18 protein-coding genes and 1 tRNA gene are annotated in these 19,943 nt (G+C 44.3%); 8 read left to right on the forward strand and 11 right to left on the reverse strand.

The annotated features are described in order from the left end of the window. Positions 1 to 101 precede the first annotated feature (101 nt). Positions 102 to 1,478, reverse strand: coding sequence for an OprD family outer membrane porin (locus tag CCVT_RS07185; RefSeq protein ID WP_018136157.1), 1,377 nt, complete (start codon positions 1,476 to 1,478; stop codon positions 102 to 104). 214 nt (positions 1,479 to 1,692) lie between these two features. Here CCVT_RS07185 and CCVT_RS07190 point away from each other — a divergent pair, with 214 nt between their 5' ends. The 6 genes from CCVT_RS07190 to CCVT_RS07215 all read left to right on the forward strand — a co-directional run bounded on the left by CCVT_RS07190 (position 1,693) and on the right by CCVT_RS07215 (position 8,237). Beyond that, positions 1,693 to 3,816: a dynamin family protein gene (locus CCVT_RS07190; protein WP_018136156.1), complete on the forward strand. Its 2,124-nt coding sequence runs from the start codon at positions 1,693 to 1,695 to the stop codon at positions 3,814 to 3,816. Continuing rightward, positions 3,809 to 5,656: a dynamin family protein gene (locus CCVT_RS07195; protein WP_018136155.1), complete on the forward strand. Its 1,848-nt coding sequence runs from the start codon at positions 3,809 to 3,811 to the stop codon at positions 5,654 to 5,656. Before CCVT_RS07190 ends, CCVT_RS07195 begins: the two co-directional genes overlap by 8 nt. A gap of 16 nt (positions 5,657 to 5,672) precedes the next feature. Then, positions 5,673 to 5,972 carry a putative quinol monooxygenase gene (locus CCVT_RS07200; protein ID WP_018136154.1) on the forward strand — a complete coding sequence of 100 codons (300 nt, stop codon included), beginning with the start codon at positions 5,673 to 5,675 and terminating at the stop codon, positions 5,970 to 5,972. Between the two features lie 16 nt (positions 5,973 to 5,988). Next, positions 5,989 to 6,381, forward strand: coding sequence for a VOC family protein (locus tag CCVT_RS07205; RefSeq protein WP_018136153.1), 393 nt, complete (start codon positions 5,989 to 5,991; stop codon positions 6,379 to 6,381). Between the two features lie 72 nt (positions 6,382 to 6,453). Then, positions 6,454 to 6,696 carry a hypothetical protein gene (locus CCVT_RS07210; protein ID WP_018136152.1) on the forward strand — a complete coding sequence of 81 codons (243 nt, stop codon included), beginning with the start codon at positions 6,454 to 6,456 and terminating at the stop codon, positions 6,694 to 6,696. A gap of 377 nt (positions 6,697 to 7,073) precedes the next feature. Next, positions 7,074 to 8,237, forward strand: a complete 1,164-nt coding sequence (locus CCVT_RS07215) for a putative transporter (protein ID WP_018136150.1) — start codon at positions 7,074 to 7,076, stop codon at positions 8,235 to 8,237. 51 nt (positions 8,238 to 8,288) lie between these two features. Here CCVT_RS07215 and CCVT_RS07220 read toward each other — a convergent pair. The 5 genes from CCVT_RS07220 to CCVT_RS07240 all read right to left on the reverse strand — a co-directional run bounded on the left by CCVT_RS07220 (position 8,289) and on the right by CCVT_RS07240 (position 12,968). Beyond that, positions 8,289 to 8,363, reverse strand: a tRNA-Asn gene (locus CCVT_RS07220). A gap of 81 nt (positions 8,364 to 8,444) precedes the next feature. Beyond that, entirely contained in the window at positions 8,445 to 9,347 is a 903-nt protein-coding gene (locus CCVT_RS07225; protein WP_018136149.1) for a radical SAM protein, read from the reverse strand. A gap of 5 nt (positions 9,348 to 9,352) precedes the next feature. Continuing rightward, complete coding sequence (locus CCVT_RS07230) at positions 9,353 to 11,308, reverse strand: methyl-accepting chemotaxis protein (protein ID WP_018136148.1); 1,956 nt, start codon at positions 11,306 to 11,308, stop codon at positions 9,353 to 9,355. A gap of 10 nt (positions 11,309 to 11,318) precedes the next feature. Beyond that, the gene (gene hemE / locus CCVT_RS07235; RefSeq protein WP_018136147.1) at positions 11,319 to 12,347 is read right to left on the reverse strand and encodes a uroporphyrinogen decarboxylase; all 1,029 of its coding nucleotides are present in this window, start codon (positions 12,345 to 12,347) and stop codon (positions 11,319 to 11,321) included. A gap of 117 nt (positions 12,348 to 12,464) precedes the next feature. Continuing rightward, positions 12,465 to 12,968, reverse strand: a complete 504-nt coding sequence (locus CCVT_RS07240) for a YqhA family protein (RefSeq protein ID WP_026175422.1) — start codon at positions 12,966 to 12,968, stop codon at positions 12,465 to 12,467. Positions 12,969 to 13,274: 306 nt separating this feature from the next. On the opposite strand from CCVT_RS07240, the gene CCVT_RS07245 reads away from it, so the two are divergent. Continuing rightward, entirely contained in the window at positions 13,275 to 13,652 is a 378-nt protein-coding gene (locus CCVT_RS07245) for a DUF695 domain-containing protein (RefSeq protein WP_227898176.1), read from the forward strand. Positions 13,653 to 13,685: 33 nt separating this feature from the next. Further along, complete coding sequence (locus CCVT_RS07250) at positions 13,686 to 13,994, forward strand: ribonuclease E inhibitor RraB (protein WP_018136144.1); 309 nt, start codon at positions 13,686 to 13,688, stop codon at positions 13,992 to 13,994. Between the two features lie 47 nt (positions 13,995 to 14,041). Here CCVT_RS07250 and CCVT_RS07255 read toward each other — a convergent pair whose 3' ends face one another. From CCVT_RS07255 to gyrA, 5 genes are read right to left on the reverse strand one after another with little or no spacing between them, the layout of a single operon-like run. After that, a complete protein-coding gene (locus tag CCVT_RS07255) occupies positions 14,042 to 15,076 on the reverse strand; it encodes an aspartate-semialdehyde dehydrogenase (RefSeq protein ID WP_018136143.1) in 1,035 nt (344 codons plus the stop codon). Further along, positions 15,073 to 16,374 carry a sigma-54-dependent transcriptional regulator gene (locus CCVT_RS07260; protein ID WP_018136142.1) on the reverse strand — a complete coding sequence of 434 codons (1,302 nt, stop codon included), beginning with the start codon at positions 16,372 to 16,374 and terminating at the stop codon, positions 15,073 to 15,075. Before CCVT_RS07260 ends, CCVT_RS07255 begins: the two co-directional genes overlap by 4 nt. Continuing rightward, positions 16,371 to 16,778 (reverse strand): hypothetical protein, encoded by a 408-nt coding sequence (locus tag CCVT_RS07265; protein WP_018136141.1) that lies wholly within the window; start codon positions 16,776 to 16,778, stop codon positions 16,371 to 16,373. Before CCVT_RS07265 ends, CCVT_RS07260 begins: the two co-directional genes overlap by 4 nt. Continuing rightward, a complete protein-coding gene (locus tag CCVT_RS07270; protein ID WP_009649273.1) occupies positions 16,754 to 17,254 on the reverse strand; it encodes an LPP20 family lipoprotein in 501 nt (166 codons plus the stop codon). The genes CCVT_RS07265 and CCVT_RS07270 overlap by 25 nt, the downstream gene beginning before the upstream one ends. A 38-nt stretch (positions 17,255 to 17,292) precedes the next feature. Further along, positions 17,293 to 19,914 (reverse strand): DNA gyrase subunit A, encoded by a 2,622-nt coding sequence (gene gyrA / locus CCVT_RS07275; RefSeq protein WP_018136140.1) that lies wholly within the window; start codon positions 19,912 to 19,914, stop codon positions 17,293 to 17,295. Positions 19,915 to 19,943: the final 29 nt, after the last annotated feature.

Raw genomic sequence — 19,943 nt, forward strand, 5'->3', positions numbered from 1 at the left:
TATGAATGAGATGAAAAACGAGCGTAGAATTTAAGAGTAAAAGAGCCAGTAGTGATAGCTCACGATAAACTGAATTTAGGGGCAAAGCCGCCCCTAAATTTTTAGTTCAAGAGATTAAATTTATAAGTTAGCTGCAACCAAAGCTCGTTGTTATCAGGCTTTGTTACTGCACCGTTTGCCGCGTGATTTTCTCTCTCAAGCGCTACGTAAGTCGCAGATGCGCTTAGACCTTTTACATAAGGGATATCGTAGCTAGCTATCGCAGCCCAGCCCTTTACATCCATATGAGTTCCTTTTTGTTGTCCGATAGAGTCGCCTTTATGGGTGTTATGCGACAACGTATCTTGCTCACCCTTTAGCCATTGTAAAGATGTCTTGAGCCCCTTTACACCGATCGCACCAAAGTCATATCCAAGCGTGATCTTATGTATATCCATGCCAGCGTAGTTTGTAAATACGAAAGGTCCGCGGATAGGAAGCGCGGTATATGAGCCAGGTCCATTGCCTATGCCAAGGATCATCGCATCGTCATCGCTCACGGTCGAATACGCATAAGATGCGCTAAATCCAAACAGCTCCGAGATACCTACTCTAAAATTCCACATATCGCCGTCTAAATGCGCGTTATCCATCGCCCCATTTACGCGTGAGCCCTTATACATCACGTCAAAACCAAGCTTAAATGCGTCAAACGGTAGCTTATAGTTGGCCTCTAGATTGTATAAATTCACATCGTCTTTATTACCAGCGAAGTACTCGACCTCTGTGGCTCTGGCATAGGCTGCCGTTAGCTTGAGGCCCGGGATAGATTGATTTGAGATAGCGCCTGTAAAGATGTTGTCAAATTTAAGCGCATAAGGTCCAAGCCCGCCAAAGATCACTCTATCTTTAAACGTCGGCGCTCTACCTACGTCGTCACGGTCAAATTTACTGCCGGCACGATCCATCGCGACCTTACTCCTGCCTTGGAATTTATAAAACCAAGCCGCTCTTAGCGAAGTGTCCGGGATGTCTTTGTTCTCTATGCTCACACCCTCGAATGCCTCTTTAAAGGCGCGAGTGTAGTTTCCTGCGACCAGCGGAGAGACGTAGTACTGGCGTCCGGCTTTGATGTCGGTCTTGCCTATGGAGTATCCTAGGTATAACTCCGAAAGCACCGCGCCGTTAGCGTACCACTCTTTGTCATACATCGTTTTGGCATTTTTCTCCGGGCTAAACGGCGAGCCGTAGGCTTGACCGGTAGCGCCTATCCTAAATCCATAAAGCGGATCGGTGACGTAGCCCAGCTCAAGTCCGATGCCAAAGATGTTTTCGTTATGCATCGAAAGTCTTTCATCGGTCTGATCGGCATAAGTAGCCTTTATAGTTCCGCTGAGCTTGCCTTTTGTGAAAGCCTCTGCGAGCGTGTCGGCAGCGTTAGCGTAACTCAAGCAACCAAGCGCAACAGCCGCGACTAAACTAAGTTTGCCTAGTTTCATCATGAACTCCTTATAAAAATTTTAAATATTTAATATAAAAATTAAATATTTTGTTTCAGTATTATAACACACGAAGTAAAATTTCCCTAAAAATTTCACTATTTTTGATAAACAAATGGCAACAAAGTCACACTATTCTCACAAAACGCTTGATAGCTTTGTAAGCAAATATATACTAAAATCTATCTAAATTTTAAACGTTCAAAGAGCGAAAATGGATAAATTTTTGACCGAAATTTGGGGCGGTGTGAAGCTTTTCTTAGACCAAAGAGTCCAAATGATAGCCGATGAAAGAGATCTGGCGATCTTGCTAGCGTGCAATGCCCTAAACTACGATAGGTTTATAGCTATAAGCGAATTTAGGCAGATACTTCACTCGCTTGGTCTAAGAGCTGATGTTTACAGCGTGCAAACAGCGCAAATAGGCGCTATCAACGCACTAAGATCATCTAAGATCTCAAAAAACAAAGTGATCAGGGCATTAAAAAGACTAGAAAATGAAAATATCATAAGCGAAGCTGAATTTATAAATTTAGAATTTTTTTTAAATTCTATAAGCCAAGACAGCATCAAAGCAGACACAGAGACAAAGATCAAACAAGTCGATGTCTTTCACGAAAAGATCGACAAGCTAAACGCTATTTGCGAGAAGATCTGCTCGCTTGGCGGCAGTGAAATTTCAATCAGCAAGGCAAAGGCGGCAAGGCAAAAGATAGAGGAGCTTAAATTTAATATCGTAGTGACCGGCGTCGTCAACGCAGGCAAATCAACGCTATTAAACGCCTTGCTAAACGCTAAAATTTTGGGCACTTCAAATGTGCCCGAGACCATAAATTTAAGTATCTTGAAATTCGCTAGCGAGCCTTACGCGAAGGTAAATTTTTGGAGCAAAAGCGAGCTAAAAGAGCTTGGTGTAGCCATTTCTAGCGAGCCGACCGACCTTACAGGAAGCAGCATAGCCATACAAACAAACGAGCTTAAAAACTACACTTCGGCCGGCTCGGCGCATGCAAAGCTCGTTAAAAGCGTCGAACTTTACGAAAATTTAGAGCTTTTAAAGGACAACATCCGCATCATAGACACACCGGGCATCGATGACGCGGTGTTTTTAAGAGAGCGACTGGTGCGGGATTTCATGAGCGAGTGCGATTTGATGGTACATCTGATGAACGTCTCTCAAAGCACCACGCAAAAAGACGTGGAATTCATCGAGCAAAGCGTGCACGGCTCACATATCGTGAAGCTGGTAGTCGTTTTGACACATGTCGATCTTTTAAACAATGACGAACTAAACGAGGTCACCAGCTATACCAAAAAGCGCATGAACGAACGCTTTGGTGACAAAAACAACGATCTTGAAGTGAAATTTTTTGCTATCAGCGCCAAAAACTACCTAGACGGTAAGCCAAATAGCGGCGTAGAGGAGTTTAAAGAGTATCTTTACGAGACGTTTTTTGGGGCTAATAGCGAGAAGTCACGCCTTAGCCTTGAGGCTTACAAAAAGGAGCTTAACGGCGTTTGCGAGGAGCTCTTGGCTCAAACCACGCAAAGTATCTTAAATTTAAGCGGTTCGAATTTAAGCCTGAACGAGGAATTCAACGAGCTAAACGAGCAAGAAGCGGCACTGAAAAGTGAGTTTGAAGCGCTGTCTCAAACGGCGCAGGAGCAACTAAATAGGCTCGATGTCTCGGGGCTTGAGGCAAATTTTAGCACCGGGCTAAAAATGCTGGCTCAAAGCCTGCAAGAGCGCATCTTAAGAGAAGCGGACTTTGCCGGACGAAAGAAAGAAAAACTAGAAGCAAAACGCATGAACTACATCGTGCAAAGCACGCTAAGTGATGGCATCATAAGCCTGATGCGCCAAAACAGAAACGAAATTTTAAGCCGCATAAAAGCTTGCAGGAGCGACATATCACTGAAATTTCAGGGCTTTTTGCAAGATAAAAAAGAGGAAATTTTTAGCATAAACGACTATTTGAAGCTAAAAGGGATCGTTTTTGACACGGCAAAGGTGTGCGAGTGCGCCGTCAAATCGGTAAATTTAGGCACTAAAGAGATAGCGGTAGCACTAAATGCCGCGCTAGAGGAGTTTTTAGGCGATGAGAAGATCAAAAATTTCGTATTTGAGCTGAGCCGTTTTGAAAAGGACGAATTCATAAAAGAGATAAAAGATGCCGTGCAAAGCAAAGAGGAGCTTTTTAAAGCAAGCTGCGAGCGCCTAAAAAAAGAAGTCGCACTACTAAATAGCACGAGCGAGGACGTCTCGGCGAAGCTCTTGGGCCTTCAAGGCCTAAAAAACGATCTAAACGCCATCATCTCGGAGCTAAAAGATGTTTGAAAAATTTATAAACGCCTACAAAATGGCATATTTCAAGATATTTGGCGATGATTTTTACGGGCGTTTCAAACGCTTTGAAAACGAGCTAATTGAGCCTAAATTTCACGCAAGTACGCAGCTAAAAGATGAGCTAAGAAAGCTTGATCTTTTCATCAACGAGCCCGTCACTATCGCGATCGTCGGGCAGTTTTCAAGCGGTAAATCGACATTTTTAAACGCACTTTTGGGTCGCGAAATTTTGCCCACAGGAGTGACGCCCGTGACAGCAAAGCTCACCCACATCAGATACGGGCAAAGCTACGCGCTAAGAGTAGATTATAAAAACGGCAAAGAGCTGAATTTAGACGTGAGCGAAATAGCTAAATTTGTCGATCAGCGCGTGTTTGGCGACGATGTGAAGCAGCTTTGCATATATGCGCCGGTGCCGCTTTTAAAGAGCGTGAATTTCATCGATACGCCGGGGCTCAACTCGCTTTCAAACTCCGATACGAACATAACCAAAGAGGTGCTAAAAGACGTCGCTGGCGTCATCTGGCTAAGCCTCATAGAAAACGCCGCAAGAGCGAGCGAGCTAAACGACCTGAACGAATTTTTGGCAAACAGCGACAAACTGGCTATTTGCGTGCTAAATCAAAAAGACAAGCTAAGTCAAAGCGAGCTTGAAAACGTGCTGGATCACGCGCGCACGACATATAAAAATTTCTTCGCTCAAATCATCGCGATCTCCGCCAAACAAGCCATCGAGACGCAAAAACAAAACGACTGCAAGCTAGCTGAAATTTCAAATTTCGCCGCCGTTACGAGCGCCATAGAGCGGCATTTCTCAAACGAAAATTTAAAGCATAATTTCGTCCTTAAAAAATGCGCCGCTATAGTGCGCGCAAACATAGACCAGCACGAGCATATCGAGAGTATCTATAAAGATGCGGGCGAAATTTTACAAAATTTCGACGACGCCCTTGATGAAAGCTTGAAGGCGCTCGCACTGGAATTTAGACCAAAGATAGAGCTTGCTTTTAACGAGCTAAAGCAAATAGCCAAGCAGATCGCAGACGAGATACAAGCTAGTCTAAAGCCTTTTAAAAAGTCAAGGTTCGAGCTTAAAAAGAGGCTTTTAAAAGGCCAATACTACGAAAAAAGCGAATACGAGATGATGAGCTTTGACAATGATGAAATTTTCTCCAAGCTCATCTACAACGACACGAAACTAGCGAAATTTTTTAGGATATACCGAAGAGATCTGGGCACTTTACAAAGCGAGCTGTGCGCCAAAATAGATGAAATTTACGCACATCTTGAGCGTGAGTTCATGATATATAAAGCTAGGTTTGAAAGTATCCGTAAAGAGGAGGCGGTGCACTCTGATATCGAATTTGCCGCGATAAGGACATACGCCGGGCAGGTTTATGAGATGTTTTTAAGAGATTACGAGACGGCAAAATTCAAGCAGCTACAAAAGATCTCGCTCTTTTTTGACAAGCTAAACCTCAAGGTCGCGGCAAACTACGAAAACGCGATTAAAATAGCGGTGCATTTTATCAAAGAAAAGATCGACAACGCCGCGCTATCATACGAAAAAGACCCGTTACATTTCTCGCTTTTCATCCCTGGCGCGAACGAAATTTACGAGCGGGTGCTGACATCGCTAAATTTATACGAGTTTGAGAACGAAATGCTAGGCAATGCGTCCTTTTTGAATAAAATTTTAAACGCCTTGGCTGAGGAATTTCACGAGCTAAAGGGCGCAAAGATGGAAAAAATTTCTCGATTAGCCGCTCGCCACGAGGTGCTGAAAAACGAGCTTTTACGAATCGGCAAGGAGTTTGGTTCTGGTTTATAAATCAAAAGGAGTCAAAATGATAGGAGTTTATGTCGTAGTAAATGTCAAAGCCGCAAGCGTGGCGAAATTTGAGGAAATTTTAAAGATCATCGTGCCGGCCTCGCAAAAAGATAAGGGCTGCATAAACTACGAATGCGGAGCGATCGTGGGGCAAAATGGAGCTTATGTCTTTCTTGAGATATGGCAAAGCCTGCAAGATCAAAAAGATCATATGAATAGCCCTCACATGCGCGAAAATGCAGCCACTTTAGCCCGATGCTACGACGGCGAACCGCAGATAAATTTTATAAATTTAGTCGACTGGGGCAAAATTTAACCACCAAGAGGACAAAATGGATATCAAAAATATCGATCATATCGTGCTTAGCGTCGCGGACGTGGACGCTTCGGTGAAATTTTACGAAGAGGTGCTTGGCATGCAGGCGTTTTGCTTTACGGGAGCCGACGGGCAGGAGCGAAAGGCGGTTAAATTTGGCGCGACTAAGATAAATTTTCACGATTTAAGAGCGCCCGTGAAGCCAAACGCCAAAAATATGACGGCCGGCTCGGCGGATATCTGCTTTATCTGCGCCCAGCCGCTAGAGGAAATTTTAGAGGAGCTAAAAGCCAAAGGCGTCGCGCCGATTGATGGCATAGTCGCTAGAAGCGGTGCAAATGGCAAGATAAGGTCGCTTTATCTACGCGACCCGGATGGCAATCTACTCGAGCTTAGCAACTACGTTTAGCCGGATGTAAATTTAGCATACAAACGGAACAAAATTTGCATGAAATTTACAAAAACAAAATTTAGGAAAAATATGAACGAACAAAACATACTTCAGATGCTAAACGCTACGTCAGACGAGATATTTATGGCGATAGTAAGGGGCAACGCCACGTGCCGATCCTGCCAGGACGACAGGGAATTCATATCGAATTTACGTGAAAATATCTTATCAAAAGAGCAAACAAACATTGATTTCGAGCAGCTTTCTGGAGTCATGATCAAAATTTTTGAAAAATACAGAGCTAAAAATTTAAACAGCATATTGCCTATTTAAAACTCTAAAACTGCTAAATAAAATGAAAAAAATTGTAAAATATAAATTAATTGTTCCAATGAAATTTAAATATACAAGCAGAATATAGCCTAACTACAGCACCTTACATTCTACATCACTAATTATATAGTTCACCTGCATATTTAATGAGCATAACCATATAGTATCTACTTTAAACCTCATAACTATGTGTAACCTCATTTTAAAATTTACTTTATTTATTATGTAATATGAGTTATTTTCTTTTGTTTTTATTTTAGAATATAACAATTTCACCATATTCTGTCCTAGTGAATTTTGCGTTCCGATTATCGCTTAATATTACATTATACGATATTAAGATATTATTCGTCTATTTTTCTAACAAGGACACACTATTGCTTTCATCTTTTTTTGCAAACAAAAAATGGGCTTTATGGGCCTATGCGGGGCTTGCGTTTTTGATAGGTTCGCTCTACGTACAAGTCCAGCTAAGCGTCGCTATCAACAACTGGTATAAAAGCTTTTACGATATCGTAGGCAACCCCGAGCTAAACGCTACAAAGGCTGAAATTTTAGACAAAGACAGAAGCTTTAGCCTACTTTTTAAAGACGTAGACAAAGAGGAGAAAAAACCAAATGCCTCGCAGGAGAGACCCTCTCAAACGAACAAAAATGTGAATTTAGATAAAAATTCCTCTCAAAATACCACCGCCAAGATGACGGCAGCTCAAAAGAACAAACAAAAATACACCCTGCTTGATTTTTGGCAAAGTATGATAAATTTTGCCTGGATAGCCTTCCCGTATGTGCTGCTAGCTACGCTGACGGGCTATTTCACGCGCGTTTGGGCGTTTAAGTGGCGCGAGGCGATGACGTTTGATTATATAAAATACTGGAAAAACGTAGAGCGCGAGATCGAAGGCAGCTCTCAACGTATCCAAGAGGATATCTACCGCTTCGCCAGGATCGTAGAAAGCCTGGGGCTTCAAGTAGTAAGAGCGATAATGAAGCTTATCGCCTTTTTACCGATACTTTGGGGGCTAAGTAGCAGCGTCGCACTGCCATTCATCAAAGACTACGAGGGCTCATTGGTCTGGATAGCGCTACTGGTAAGCGTGGGTGGGCTTGCCATATCGTGGTTCGTGGGTATCTTGCTGCCAGGACTTGAATACAACAACCAAAAGGTCGAAGCGGCCTTTAGAAAAGAGCTAGTTTACGGCGAAGACGATAAGAAAAATCACGCCGGCGTAGAGACCCTGACCGAGCTCTTCACAGGGCTGAAATTTAACTATAATAGGCTATTTTTGCACTACGGATACTTTGATATATGGATAAATTTCTTCTCTCAGCTAATGGTCATCGTGCCGCTTTTGATAATGGCTCCGGGCATCTTTACGGGCATCATCACGCTTGGCTCGCTGATGCAGGTAAATAACGCATTTTCGCAAGTCAGGATGTCATTTTCACTTTTTATAAACAATTGGACGACGATCACGGAGCTTCGCTCTATCCATAAACGTTTGAAAGAATTTGAGATAAATATCGGGTATCGACACTAAATTTAATGTTTGATTTTATGATTTTGATTTTAAATTGAGAGGAATAAAAAGTGGCTCCGGATGCTGGGTTCGAACCAGCGACCAAGTGATTAACAGTCACCTACTCTACCGCTGAGCTAATCCGGAATATAAAAGAAGTCGTATTATAGAAAAAAACGACCGTTTTGTCAATAAAATTTAGCTTAAAATTTCCGCAAACAGCTCGGGCTAAATTCTGACCTTATAAAACCAAACGCCTGCGACTTGCGTTTTATAAACTTTACCGTCGTCCAAAAGCTCACTCAAATTTTGCCTCGAAAGCTCGGAAAAATTTTCCTGCACATTCTTTTGGCTTTGTGGGCGACGCGCCAAAAGCTCTAAAATCTCATCTTTGCTAAATTCCATCACCTTATCGCTACTCTTTGCACTAGCGATCACGCAGGGCACGTTTTTTATATGCTCCGCCAGTTCATGCAAAAGCTCGCTATCTACGCCCTTTACAGGATAGGCGGGCGGGCGATCTATGGTGCTTATATCCACGCGGGCGGGGTGAATTTTATTGATAGCTAAATTTAGCGCCTCAAATTCCGCAAAAGTATCGTTAAAGCCCTTTACCACAAGCACTTCAAGCACCAGCTGACCTTTAAATTCTCGCCTAAATTTAGCTATGGCTTCGATGATATCATCTATCATCAGCCCTCTTTGTCCGCGATCTATCTTTTTAAATGTCTTTTGTAGCGCGCTGTCAAGGCTAAATTTCACGATATCAAGCCCCATCAATGCATCGCAAACCTCGGGCTTCAAAACGCCCGTTGCGTTTGAGAGTATCAGTAGCTTTGCGCCGCCTTTTATTAAATTTAGCTGTGCGATGAGCTCTTTTAAATTTGTATAAAGTGTCGGCTCGCCGTTTGCCGTGAGCGTGATGACGTCGATGTTTTCATGCTCACGAAGTGCCGCCTTCACCTCGCTTATGATCTGCGAGATCGGCGGCTCGTTTGCTATCTTGTCAGTCGTTTTCGCGCCGCTTAGCTCGCAGTAAATGCAGTCAAAGTTACAGCATTTTTGCCCTAAGGACAAGTCTATGCCAAGCGACATACCAAAACGGCGCGAATTTATGGGTCCAAAGACCACTGAATTTAAAATTTCTTTCTCCTGACCTCTTCGACGATACTGCTAGCCATCGCATCAACTTCGTTCGTGACCTCGTTGGTTTTGTTTGCGACCGCGACGTTTTGATGTGTCAGATTATCTATTTGAGCGACGGATTGATTTATCATATTTATGCCATCAGCCTGCTCTCTTATAGATTCGCTCATCTCGTTTATGCTTTGAGCCAGCACGTTTGCGTTGGCCTCGATCTCGCCTAAGCTCTTTTGTGTGCGTTCGGCAAGCTTTCTCACCTCGTCTGCTACGACGGCAAAGCCTCTACCATGTTCGCCTGCACGCGCCGCCTCGATAGCAGCATTTAGGGCGAGTAAATTCGTCTGATCAGCGATGTCACGGATTATCACGATGATATTTTTTATTTCTTCGCTTTGGCGTGTCACATCTTGGGCTTTTTGACTGATGGCGTTCATGGAGCTACTCATCTGCTCGACAGCCGCCGCGCTTTCTTGAAGCGAATTTGCCTGAGAGTTCGCGCCGTTTGTGAGTTCCTGCATAGAATTTGATAAAATTTCAGCCTTTTCTTTCAGCAAATGAGCCTGCTCTAAATTTGCCTTTAACATATTTGAAATTTCAGCCCCGAGCAGGTCTATGCCGTTTGCGACCCTACCGCTTTCGTTCACGCGCTTAGTGAAGTCTTGGGCTTTAAAGCCGTCAAGCACGTCAAATATCGCCTTACTACTGCTTGCTATCTCCTCTTTTAGGCTATTTGATAGCTGAGCGAAGGCTTCTTTTAGTTTTATCAGAGCTGGGTTTGTAGTGCTTGCGTCTAAATTTGCAGTGTAGTTGCCGCTTCTTATTTGTCCTACGAAGTTGTTTGCAGCATTGATGAAGTCGTTTTGTTCGGATAGATTGTGTTCGATTTGTTTTATGTTTTCATTTACCAAAGTAGCCATTTGTCCTATCTCGTCACTACCTTTTACTTCAAGCAATGTAGCTTTACTTGTTTTGTTGTTTAGGAAGTCGAAGAAAGCTATCAGTCCGTCTTTTATAGAGTTGATGCCGGAGATGAGGTTTTTACCGATGAGTATGGAGATACTAAGTATAATCAAGACGATCGCGACTATCAAGACCGCGCTTAAAATGAGCTGGCTATCGGCGTCTGATTTGATTTTGGCGCTCGCCTCTTTCATATCATTTAGCAAGCTTAGCTCAAATTCTCTCATATCGTCTATCAAATTTGTCATTTTACTAAACCAAGTCGGCGCGTCGTAGCTTGTGTTGCTTGAGTCGACGACGGTTTTTACTATGCCTGCGACCTCTTTAAATTCAGGCTTTGAAAGCACGATATTTTCAAATTCCGAGGTGTATTTTGCAGGGTTGTATTCGTTAAAATCGTTGATAGACTTAAGGATGACTGCGTTTATGGAGACGATCCTATTGTATTCATCTTTTGACATGGTATGCTTTGAAAATACGCCGTTTAGCCGCGCTCTAAGGATACCGCACGACTCTTTTATCTCGCCGATGATGAGCTCTCTTTTCAGTGCGTCGGTCAAGCTTGGCTCGATCTCGCCGGCATAACCGTTTATCGTGATGATCTCGCCTCTTATCATATCTGTCATTTGATTTAATAAAGCGATACCGCCCTCTTTTTTATCTACGCCCGCTCTTATCGTGCTTAGCTTGCTTTTTATAGCGTCTTTATTAGGAAGATTTTCGACCGCTTTATCGACCTCGCCGCGCTGGGCTAAAAGGTTGGTATTGCTACCTCCTGCCAGTACGCCTGAGCTAAAGCCACGCTCTTTTTGTAGCTCATGGATGAAGTTGTTTTGATTGATTATGACGTCCACTATCTGCCCGCTTTTTGCGGCTCTCTCGCGAGTTTCCACGACCCCTTTTAAGTAAAGCACGCTAACTATGATAATACTAATAAGGCTAACAAGCATTAAGAGCATTATCTTTGTTTTTATGCCTAAATTCCTCATTTATGCCTCCTTATTTGTGATTGTGACTTTTTTCTTGAACCTGTTTGATGAAGTACTTCGCATTTTCGACCGGTATGTCTGGTAAAATCCCGTGCCCTAGGTTAAAAATATGCGGCGCACCTTTCATTGTGTTTAAAATTTTATCCACGCCCGCGTCTATCGCCTTTTTCGAGTAAAGTCTGGTCGGCTCCATATTGCCTTGAAGGACGAATTTGGGACTTAGTTTTTCTTTTGCAAGCCCTATGGGCGTGCTCCAATCGACTCCAAAAACCTCGAAATTTCCTGAAATTTTGTCCAAAAAGCCGCTCACACCCTTTGGAAAAACGATGAGCGGAATATCTGGAAATTCAGCCTTTACGCTATCAACGATCTGCAAGATATATCGCCAGCCAAACTCAAAATACGCACTCTCTTCCAGCGCACCCGCCCAGCTGTCAAAGATCTGCACCGCATCGACGCCCGCGCGGATCTGCGCCTTGATATAGTCCGTGAGCGCGGCGGTGACTTTGGCTAAAATTTGATGTAAAAACTCGGGATTTGTGTAAAGTAGCTTTTTGCAAACGGCGTAGGTCTTTGTGCCGCCGCCTTCTATCATATATGTCGCGATCGTCCATGGCGCACCGCAAAAGCCGATGAGTGCCTTGTCACGGGCTAAATTTTCGCGCGTGAGAGCGATCGTATCATAAACGTAACTTAAATTTTTGACCGCTTTCTCCACGTCCAGTGCGGCAAGATCGTCCGCCGTTTTTACGGGATGATCAAAAACCGGTCCTTCGCCCTTTTCAAATCGCAGCTCCATGCCCATTTCAAGCGGCACGACAAGGATGTCGCTAAAAAGTATCGCCGCATCGACGCCTAAAATTTCAACTGGCTGGATGGTAACCGCGCTTGCTTTTTTGTAGTCCTTACAAAGGCTTAGAAAACCGCCCGCCTGCGCGCGCACAGCCATGTATTCGGGCAGGTAGCGCCCCGCTTGACGCATCATCCAAACTGGTGTATACGGAGTTGGCTTTTTCAGGCATGCATCGACGAATATCATAAATTTCCTTTGAATTTTCGGGAATTTTAGCGAAATTATTATAAATTCTTTAATAAATCGTCGATTTTTAAATATCCTAAAGCTTAAATTTAAAATTTGATGAAAATACCTGAAATTTTAGTGTTCGCCTTTATGAAGAAAGTAAAGTCCGAGGCAAAGTGCCAGCACCGAGAGCGCAAGATACATCATTTCAAGCGGAGTGCTAAAGTCCGCATGCAGCACGCGCTGGAAGAAATTTACAATGAGTACCATGATGATGACCTTGCCAAGCTTATCTTTTAGCTCGTCAAGCGAATGCACCTCGATGACTTTGCTACGTTTAGAGTCTTTTAAGATACTGATCTCGGAGATGAAAAGCTCGTAAATTCCAAAGCTAAAGATGTAAAGCACGAGTGCCATGAGATATAGATCTATCGCACCGACCACCTCGCCAACGACCTCGGAGTGGAAATTTTCAGGATGAACGCCTGCAAAAAAGTAGTCGTAAACAGTGATCAAAACCGCGAAGATATCGTAGCTGGCAATGATAAAAAGAACGATCGCACCAAGTAGTCCAAAGATCACGGGCAAGATGGTAAATGCGTTGCTGGAAAGCAAGATCCTCTCGAAAAAATTTCGCAAATGATTCCTTTTTGTTGGATTTAAAGGCGGCATTTTATAATAATCTTGTTTTAAAACGATTGAATTTACCTTTTTATAAGCTGGCGCTCGCAAATTGCCGGCAAGATGCCCTGTGATTTTCACATGAATGGTTCGTAGCTTGGCGTAAGACTTGCTTTTAGAATTTTACAAATTGAAAACGGTACCATTTTAAATTTGATATTCTTGCTAAAATTCATCAAACCAATCAAAGGAGCAGATATGTTTTCAAAATTCTTTGGCAAAAAGCAGCCCGAACAAAAGCTGTAGATCCCGCAAGATTGGGGAATATATATGTGCCGCGTCGATGATAAGGAGGCAAGCTTCAGGATAAATTTAGCCCTCGCAAGTATCGCGCCGATAAAGGGCTACGATACCAGAGTATGCATACGCACTTGGCTCTTAAACCCGAGCGAGCGAAGCTTTCCTACAAACGAGGAGGTCCAAACGCTATATGATATAGAAGACGCCCTAATGAACGAGCTGGAAGCCAAAGGAGCAGTATTTGTAGGTACCGTCAAAAGCGACGGCTGGCTTGATTCTTGGCTTTACGCAAAGGGCGTCAAAGACTATGAGGCGATCATAAACGAGAAATTTAGCCTATTCAAAGGCTATAAATACAGCATAGATATCAAAAACGATGCGCAGTGGGAGACGTATTTTTAGTATTTGTATCCCGATGATTATAGTTACTCTTGTATGCAAAACTTTAAAGTCTTGCGAAATCTAGCGGATAACGGCGATAATGCCTCCTTGCCACGCGATATCGATCACTTCATCGACTTTGATAGCGAGAAAGATATGGAGAATTTCGGTCAAAAGATCGAACAGATCGGCTATAAAATTTTATCAAAGCAGTCACCTCGTGAGGATCTCAAAAAATTTAGCATAAACATAATGCGTAATCAAAATTTGGAAAATATCGACGAAGATACATGGGAGCTGATAAATTTAGCAAAAGATTTTAACGGCATGTATGATGGCTGGGGCTGCCCAATAGCAAAGTAAATTTACGAGCTTAGGCGCAAAACTTGTACGTAAGCTCGAATTTTAATTTAGCCCTCTTGGTCCTGAAGCTCTATCCACTTTTGTGCGATCCTAACGGCGTTTGTCGCTGCACCCACGCGGATCTGGTCTGCGCTGCACCATAGATGAAGCACGTTGGAGCGGTAGTTGTCGCGGCGAATGCGTCCGACGTAGGTCTCGTTCGTATCGCTTGAGATGATAGGCATCGGGTATTTTTTATTTGCAGGCTCATCGACTACGACTATGCTCGGGGCTTTGCGTAAAATTTCACGCGCCACAGCGGCATCGACATCGCGGTCAAAGTGTATCGTGATGGCCTCGGAGTGGCTACGAAGCACGGGTACGCGCACGCAGGTCGCGCTCACTTCCATATTTTTATGAAGGATCTTTTGCGTCTCATTGACCATTTTCATCTCTTCTTTGGTATAGTCGTTATCCAAAAATACATCGATATGAGGGATCACATTTAGAGCTAGGCGGTGCGCAAATACCTTTGGCTCGCACTCATCAAGTCTAAATTCGAAAAACTTTTGCAGCTGCACGACGAGCTCCTCCATGCCCTCTTTGCCAGCTCCGCTTGCAGCTTGATAGGTGCTCACATCGACGCGGTTGATGCTGTATGCGTCGTCAAGCGGCTTAAGTATTTGCACCATTTGGATGGTCGAGCAGTTTGGATTTGCGATGATGCCGCGGTTTTTCCAGAGCTTGATGTCCTCTGGATTGCACTCGGGTACGACTAGCGGAATGTCTGCGTCCATGCGAAAGTGACTGGTGTTATCGATCACGACTGCACCGCTAGCGACTGCTAAAGGGGCAAATTTAGCCGACACCGATCCGCCCGCGCTAAAAAACGCTATATCGACCTCGTGCTCGTCAAATACGCTCTCAGTCAGCTCCACGACCTTGTAGTTTTTGCCTTTAAATTCTATCTTGCTTCCGGCACTTTTCGCACTGGCAAGGGGCAAAACCTCACCCACAGGGAAATCCACCTCAGCCAGGACATTAAATATCTCCTCGCCCACAGCTCCTGTCGCACCGACGACCGCAATGTTAAATTTTCTCACTCGTAATCCTTTAATTCGTATTGTTTGATCTTTTCTTTCAAGCTTTTCTCGTCTAAATTCAGTATCTCGCACGCCTCTTTGAGCTCGCCGTTCACACTTTTTAAAACATCACGGATCAGCTCTTTTTTGATCTCGTCGGTCCGCTTTGCCTTCCTGCCTTCTAAAAACAGATCGCTTGGCAAAATTTCACCACCTTCACTCAGTATCGCAGCTCTTTGAACGACCGATATGAGCTCTCTTATATTGCCAGGAAAATCATAGCTGATAAGCTCGCTAATCGCCTCTTTTGAGAAAAATTTCGCTTCAAAGCCATATTCTTCGCAGCTTTTGGCTAAAATTTCCTCTGCTATCGGCACGATCTCGTCCTTGCGTTCACGAAGTGGTGGGATCAGCACAGGGATCGTGTTTAAGCGGTAAAACAGATCCTCTCTAAATTTACCCTCTTTTATCAGGACTGCTAAATTTGCATTTGTTGCGCAGATTATGCGAACGTCTATTTTTGTGCTTTTGGTTGCCCCTAGCCGTGTGATCTCGCGCTCTTGTAGGGCTCGCAGCAGCTTTGGCTGTAAATTTAGCGGCATCTCACCGATCTCGTCTAAAAATAGCGTCCCGCCGTCTGCTAGCTCAAACTGCCCCTTCTTGGCTGCTTGCGCGTCTGTAAAAGCTCCTTTTTCAAAGCCAAAGAGCTCGCTTTCGATGAGATTTTCAGGTATCGCAGCCATATTTAGCGCGACAAAAGGCATATTTGCGCGTTTTGAGTTTTTGTGTATGAAATTTGCAAACAGCTCCTTGCCCACGCCGCTTTCTCCCATCAACATCACACTAGCATCGGTCTTTGCAGCCTTACTGGCTATATCAAGCGCTCTTTGTAGAGCCGCAGACGTCGCTATGAAATCACCGCTTTCACACTGCTTTTTGGCCGGCTTGGCTAAATTTACAGCTGTTTTTTTCTTTAAAATTTCAACTCTTTTTATCGCCTCGTAAAGAGTTTCGTTGTCAAAAGGCTTTGTCAGGAAGTCCTTCACGCCAAGGCGCACGCTCTCGATAGCTTTGTTTAGCGTGGCGTTGCCGGTCATTATGATGACGTCGAATTTCCCATCAAGTCGCTTGATGAACTCTAGTCCGTCCATTTGAGGCATATTTATATCGGTGATTATGACGTCGGTATCCTCGCTCATTTTTTTTAGAGCCTCTACCGCGCTCTTATAGCTTTTGATTTTTAGCTCGTCATACTCTCCAAGCGCGATCTCAAGGGACTTTCGCATATTTATATCGTCTTCGACGATAACTACGTTCATCTGCCATCCTCGCTCTTAAATACGCCAATAATAGCCGATTTTGGCTTAAATTTTATTGTAAAACGTATCGGGAAAATTTTAAAATTTGAGGTTTGTGTAATATGATCGTTACGCCTTTTAAATTCGCCTTTTGCGCTTACTTTTTGCAGCGCGAAGCAGTCGAAAATTTTATCTTTGTTGAGGTTTAAAAAGGCTATCTCGCTCGTGTTTTCGTCCTTGATCGCGTCTATCTCGCACAAGAAATTTACCTTTGGGCTTTTAGTGATGACCATCGCCTTTGAAAATGCGATCTGCTCGGAGGAAATGATATTGTTTTTTGTATTGACATCGGCCCAAAATATAAATTCCTGCGAGCCAAATGCCAAATTTATAAAAATCGTTAGTATGAAAAGACTTCGCGCCACTTTTCTTGGTCGATCCTAAGCTCCATATTGACTCTGTAAAGCCCGTCTTTAAAGCTCTCGCTCACGATAGTCGCATTTTTGACGAGCCCTTGCACTTTAGATGTGATGGACGAGTCGTTTAGCATCGCGTCGCGTACGGTGTCCTCGGCGTTGATCTTGACGCCATAAAGCTTGCCGGCAAGCTGCGAATACGCATCAGCCATCGCCGCGCGCTTGGCTAGAGTGACTGACTGCGCGTAAGAGACCGAATTCATCGGCGCTATACCCTCGCCAACAGCTCTAAACGTAGTCTCTTCGGGTGCGCTGTTATATATCATCTTTTCTTTTTTCATGACCTCTCTAAGGTCGTCTTTGTCGACCTTTTGTATGACTACATCGCGGTTGGCAGTAGTGGTCGCGTCACCCATAAAGCCATTCCACGAGCATCCGCTAAAAGCGCCTAACAAAATACTGACAAGTAAAATTTTAACTCTCATGATCCAACCTTTAAATTTAGAAAATTTTAAAGCAAAATTTATTCCAAAAGCCCGTTATCTTCGCTCTCTTCTACCTCGTCCCCATCGTTTTCAGCCTTAGGACATCTTGCGATACTCACGACATCGTCGCCGTCTACATTTACGACGATGACGCCGCTAGTGTTGCGTCCGGCCTTACGGATACTTTGCATATCCACGCGTATCATCTTGCCGCTTGAAGTCAGAGCCATCAGATCCATCTCGTCATCGACCATGACGACACCGATGAGCTCTCCCGTGCGGGTAGTTAGCTTCATGCAGATGACACCCTTGCCGCCGCGATTTGTGAGGCGATACTCTTCAGCCGTCGTTCGCTTGCCGATACCTTTTTGAGAGATACTCAAAATTTCTTGAGTGTTACTCTCGATGACAGCGGCTCCCACGACCTCATCGCCTTTTTCTTTAAATTTGATACCTGTCACGCCGCGAGCCGTGCGTCCCATTTGGCGGACTTTACTGAGCTTGAATTTAAGACACATCCCCTTTTTAGTGACGATAAAGAGCATCTTCTCGTCCGTATCATCAATGCTATCGATATTTTCATCGCTTTGCTCGTCTATCTCGCTCTCGATGGTCTCGATCTCGTTGATCTCCGTCTCCACGCCAAGCTCGTCTATTAAATTTTCAGGCTGGACACCCTCATCGCCGTGTTCTACTATGAGAGCGGTAACCAGCTCGTCGTTTTCATCCAGGCTGATAGCGCGCACGCCGATCGAGCGGATATTTTTGAATTCGCTTAGATTCGTTCGTTTTACGATGCCGTTTTTGGTGAAAAATGCCAGCGATTTGTTCTGCGCAAAATCAGTCGTCGGGATGATCGCCTTTATCTTCTCCTCAGGCTGCAGCTGGACTAAATTTACCACCGCTTTGCCCTTTGCCGTGCGGCTGCCTTCCGGGATCTTATAGACTTTGAGCCAGTATAGCTGTCCGCGGTCGGTCACGAACATCAGCGTATCGTGCGTATTTGACGTGAAAAAGCTCTCGATAAAATCATCATCGTATGTCGTCACAGCGACCTTGCCCTTACCGCCGCGCTTTTGCTTTTCGTATTGTTTGCTAGGCACGCGTTTGATGTAGCCGCGGTGCGTGATCGTAACGACCATGTTTTCGTTTGGTATCAGATCTTCGATGTCGATATCATCGTAGTCATCGATGATCTCAGTAAGACGCGGCACTTTAAATTTGCTCTTTATCTCGAGCAGTTCATCTTTTATTAGATTTTCAAGTAGTGTTTCGCTCTTTAAAATTTCATCAAGCCTTGAAATTTCAGCCAAGAGCTCTTTTAGCTCGTTGTCAAGTTTCTCGCGCTCAAGCCCCGTCAGCTTGCTTAGTCTCATATCCAAAATAGCGTTTGACTGTAGCTCGGAAAGCCCGAATTTCTCCATCAATCCATCACGAGCGCTAGGCGTATCGGCACTTTTTCTAATAAGCTCGATGACCTCGTCGATGTTGTCGAGCGCGATCTTTAGACCTTCCAAGATATGCGCCCTGGCACGCGCCTTTTCAAGGTCAAATATCGTTTTTCTGATGATGACGGTTTTTCTGTGATTTAAAAATAGCTTAAGCAGCTCGATGAGAGTGAAAATTTTAGGCTCTTTATTGTCGATAGCCAGCATTATGACGCCAAATGTGCTCTCCATCGTCGTTGATTTAAAGAGATTATTCAACACGATATCGCTCATCGCGTCGCGTTTTAGCTCGATGACTACGCGGATACCCTCACGATCCGACTCGTCGCGTACTTCACTGATGCCCTCGATCTGTTTTTCTTTTACGAGCTCGGCGATCTGCTCTATGAGGCGGGCTTTGTTCGTCTGATACGGTAGCTCGTCGATCACGATTATGTCTTTGTTCGGCTTTTTTTCTATGTGAGTTTTGGCTCGTACCTTGACGCGACCGCGACCGGTGCGGTAGGCCTCGATGATGCCCTTTTTGCCAAAGATGATGCCGCCGGTCGGAAAGTCAGGCCCTTTTATATACTGCATGATCTCTTCTAAGCTGGCGTTTTTGTTATCAAGAAGCAATAAAAGCCCGTCTATCAGCTCGTCCAGGCTATGAGGCGGGACGTTTGTCGCCATACCCACAGCGATACCGCTAGAGCCGTTTAAGAGCAAATTTGGCACACGGCTTGGCAAGACGTCTGGCTCAAGCGTGCTGTCATCGTAGTTTGGCACAAAATCTACCGTGTCTTTATCGATATCTCTTAAAAGCTCCTCGGCAAGTATCGTCATCCTAGCCTCTGTATAACGCATCGCCGCAGCACTGTCACCGTCGATCGAGCCGAAGTTTCCTTGACCGTCTACCGTCGGATAACGCATGGAAAAGCTTTGCGCCATACGCACAAGAGCGTCATAGACTGCCGTATCGCCGTGCGGGTGATACTTACCGATGACATCACCTACGATACGAGCGGACTTTTTATAAGGACTGCGTGAACCCACGCCGAGATCGTTCATCGCGTATAAAATTCGCCTATGGACTGGCTTTAAGCCATCTCTGGCATCCGGCAACGCACGTCCGATTATGACGCTCATCGAGTAGTCAAGATAGCTGCTTTTTATCGAGTCCTCGATATCCACGACCTTGATATCTTGATTTAAATTTAAAATATTCTCTTCCATTTGTATCCTTAAAAATAACTAAAGGCGAT

Origin of the sequence: Campylobacter curvus, assembly GCF_013372125.1 — a bacterium.
Lineage (GTDB): Bacteria > Campylobacterota > Campylobacteria > Campylobacterales > Campylobacteraceae > Campylobacter_A > Campylobacter_A curvus.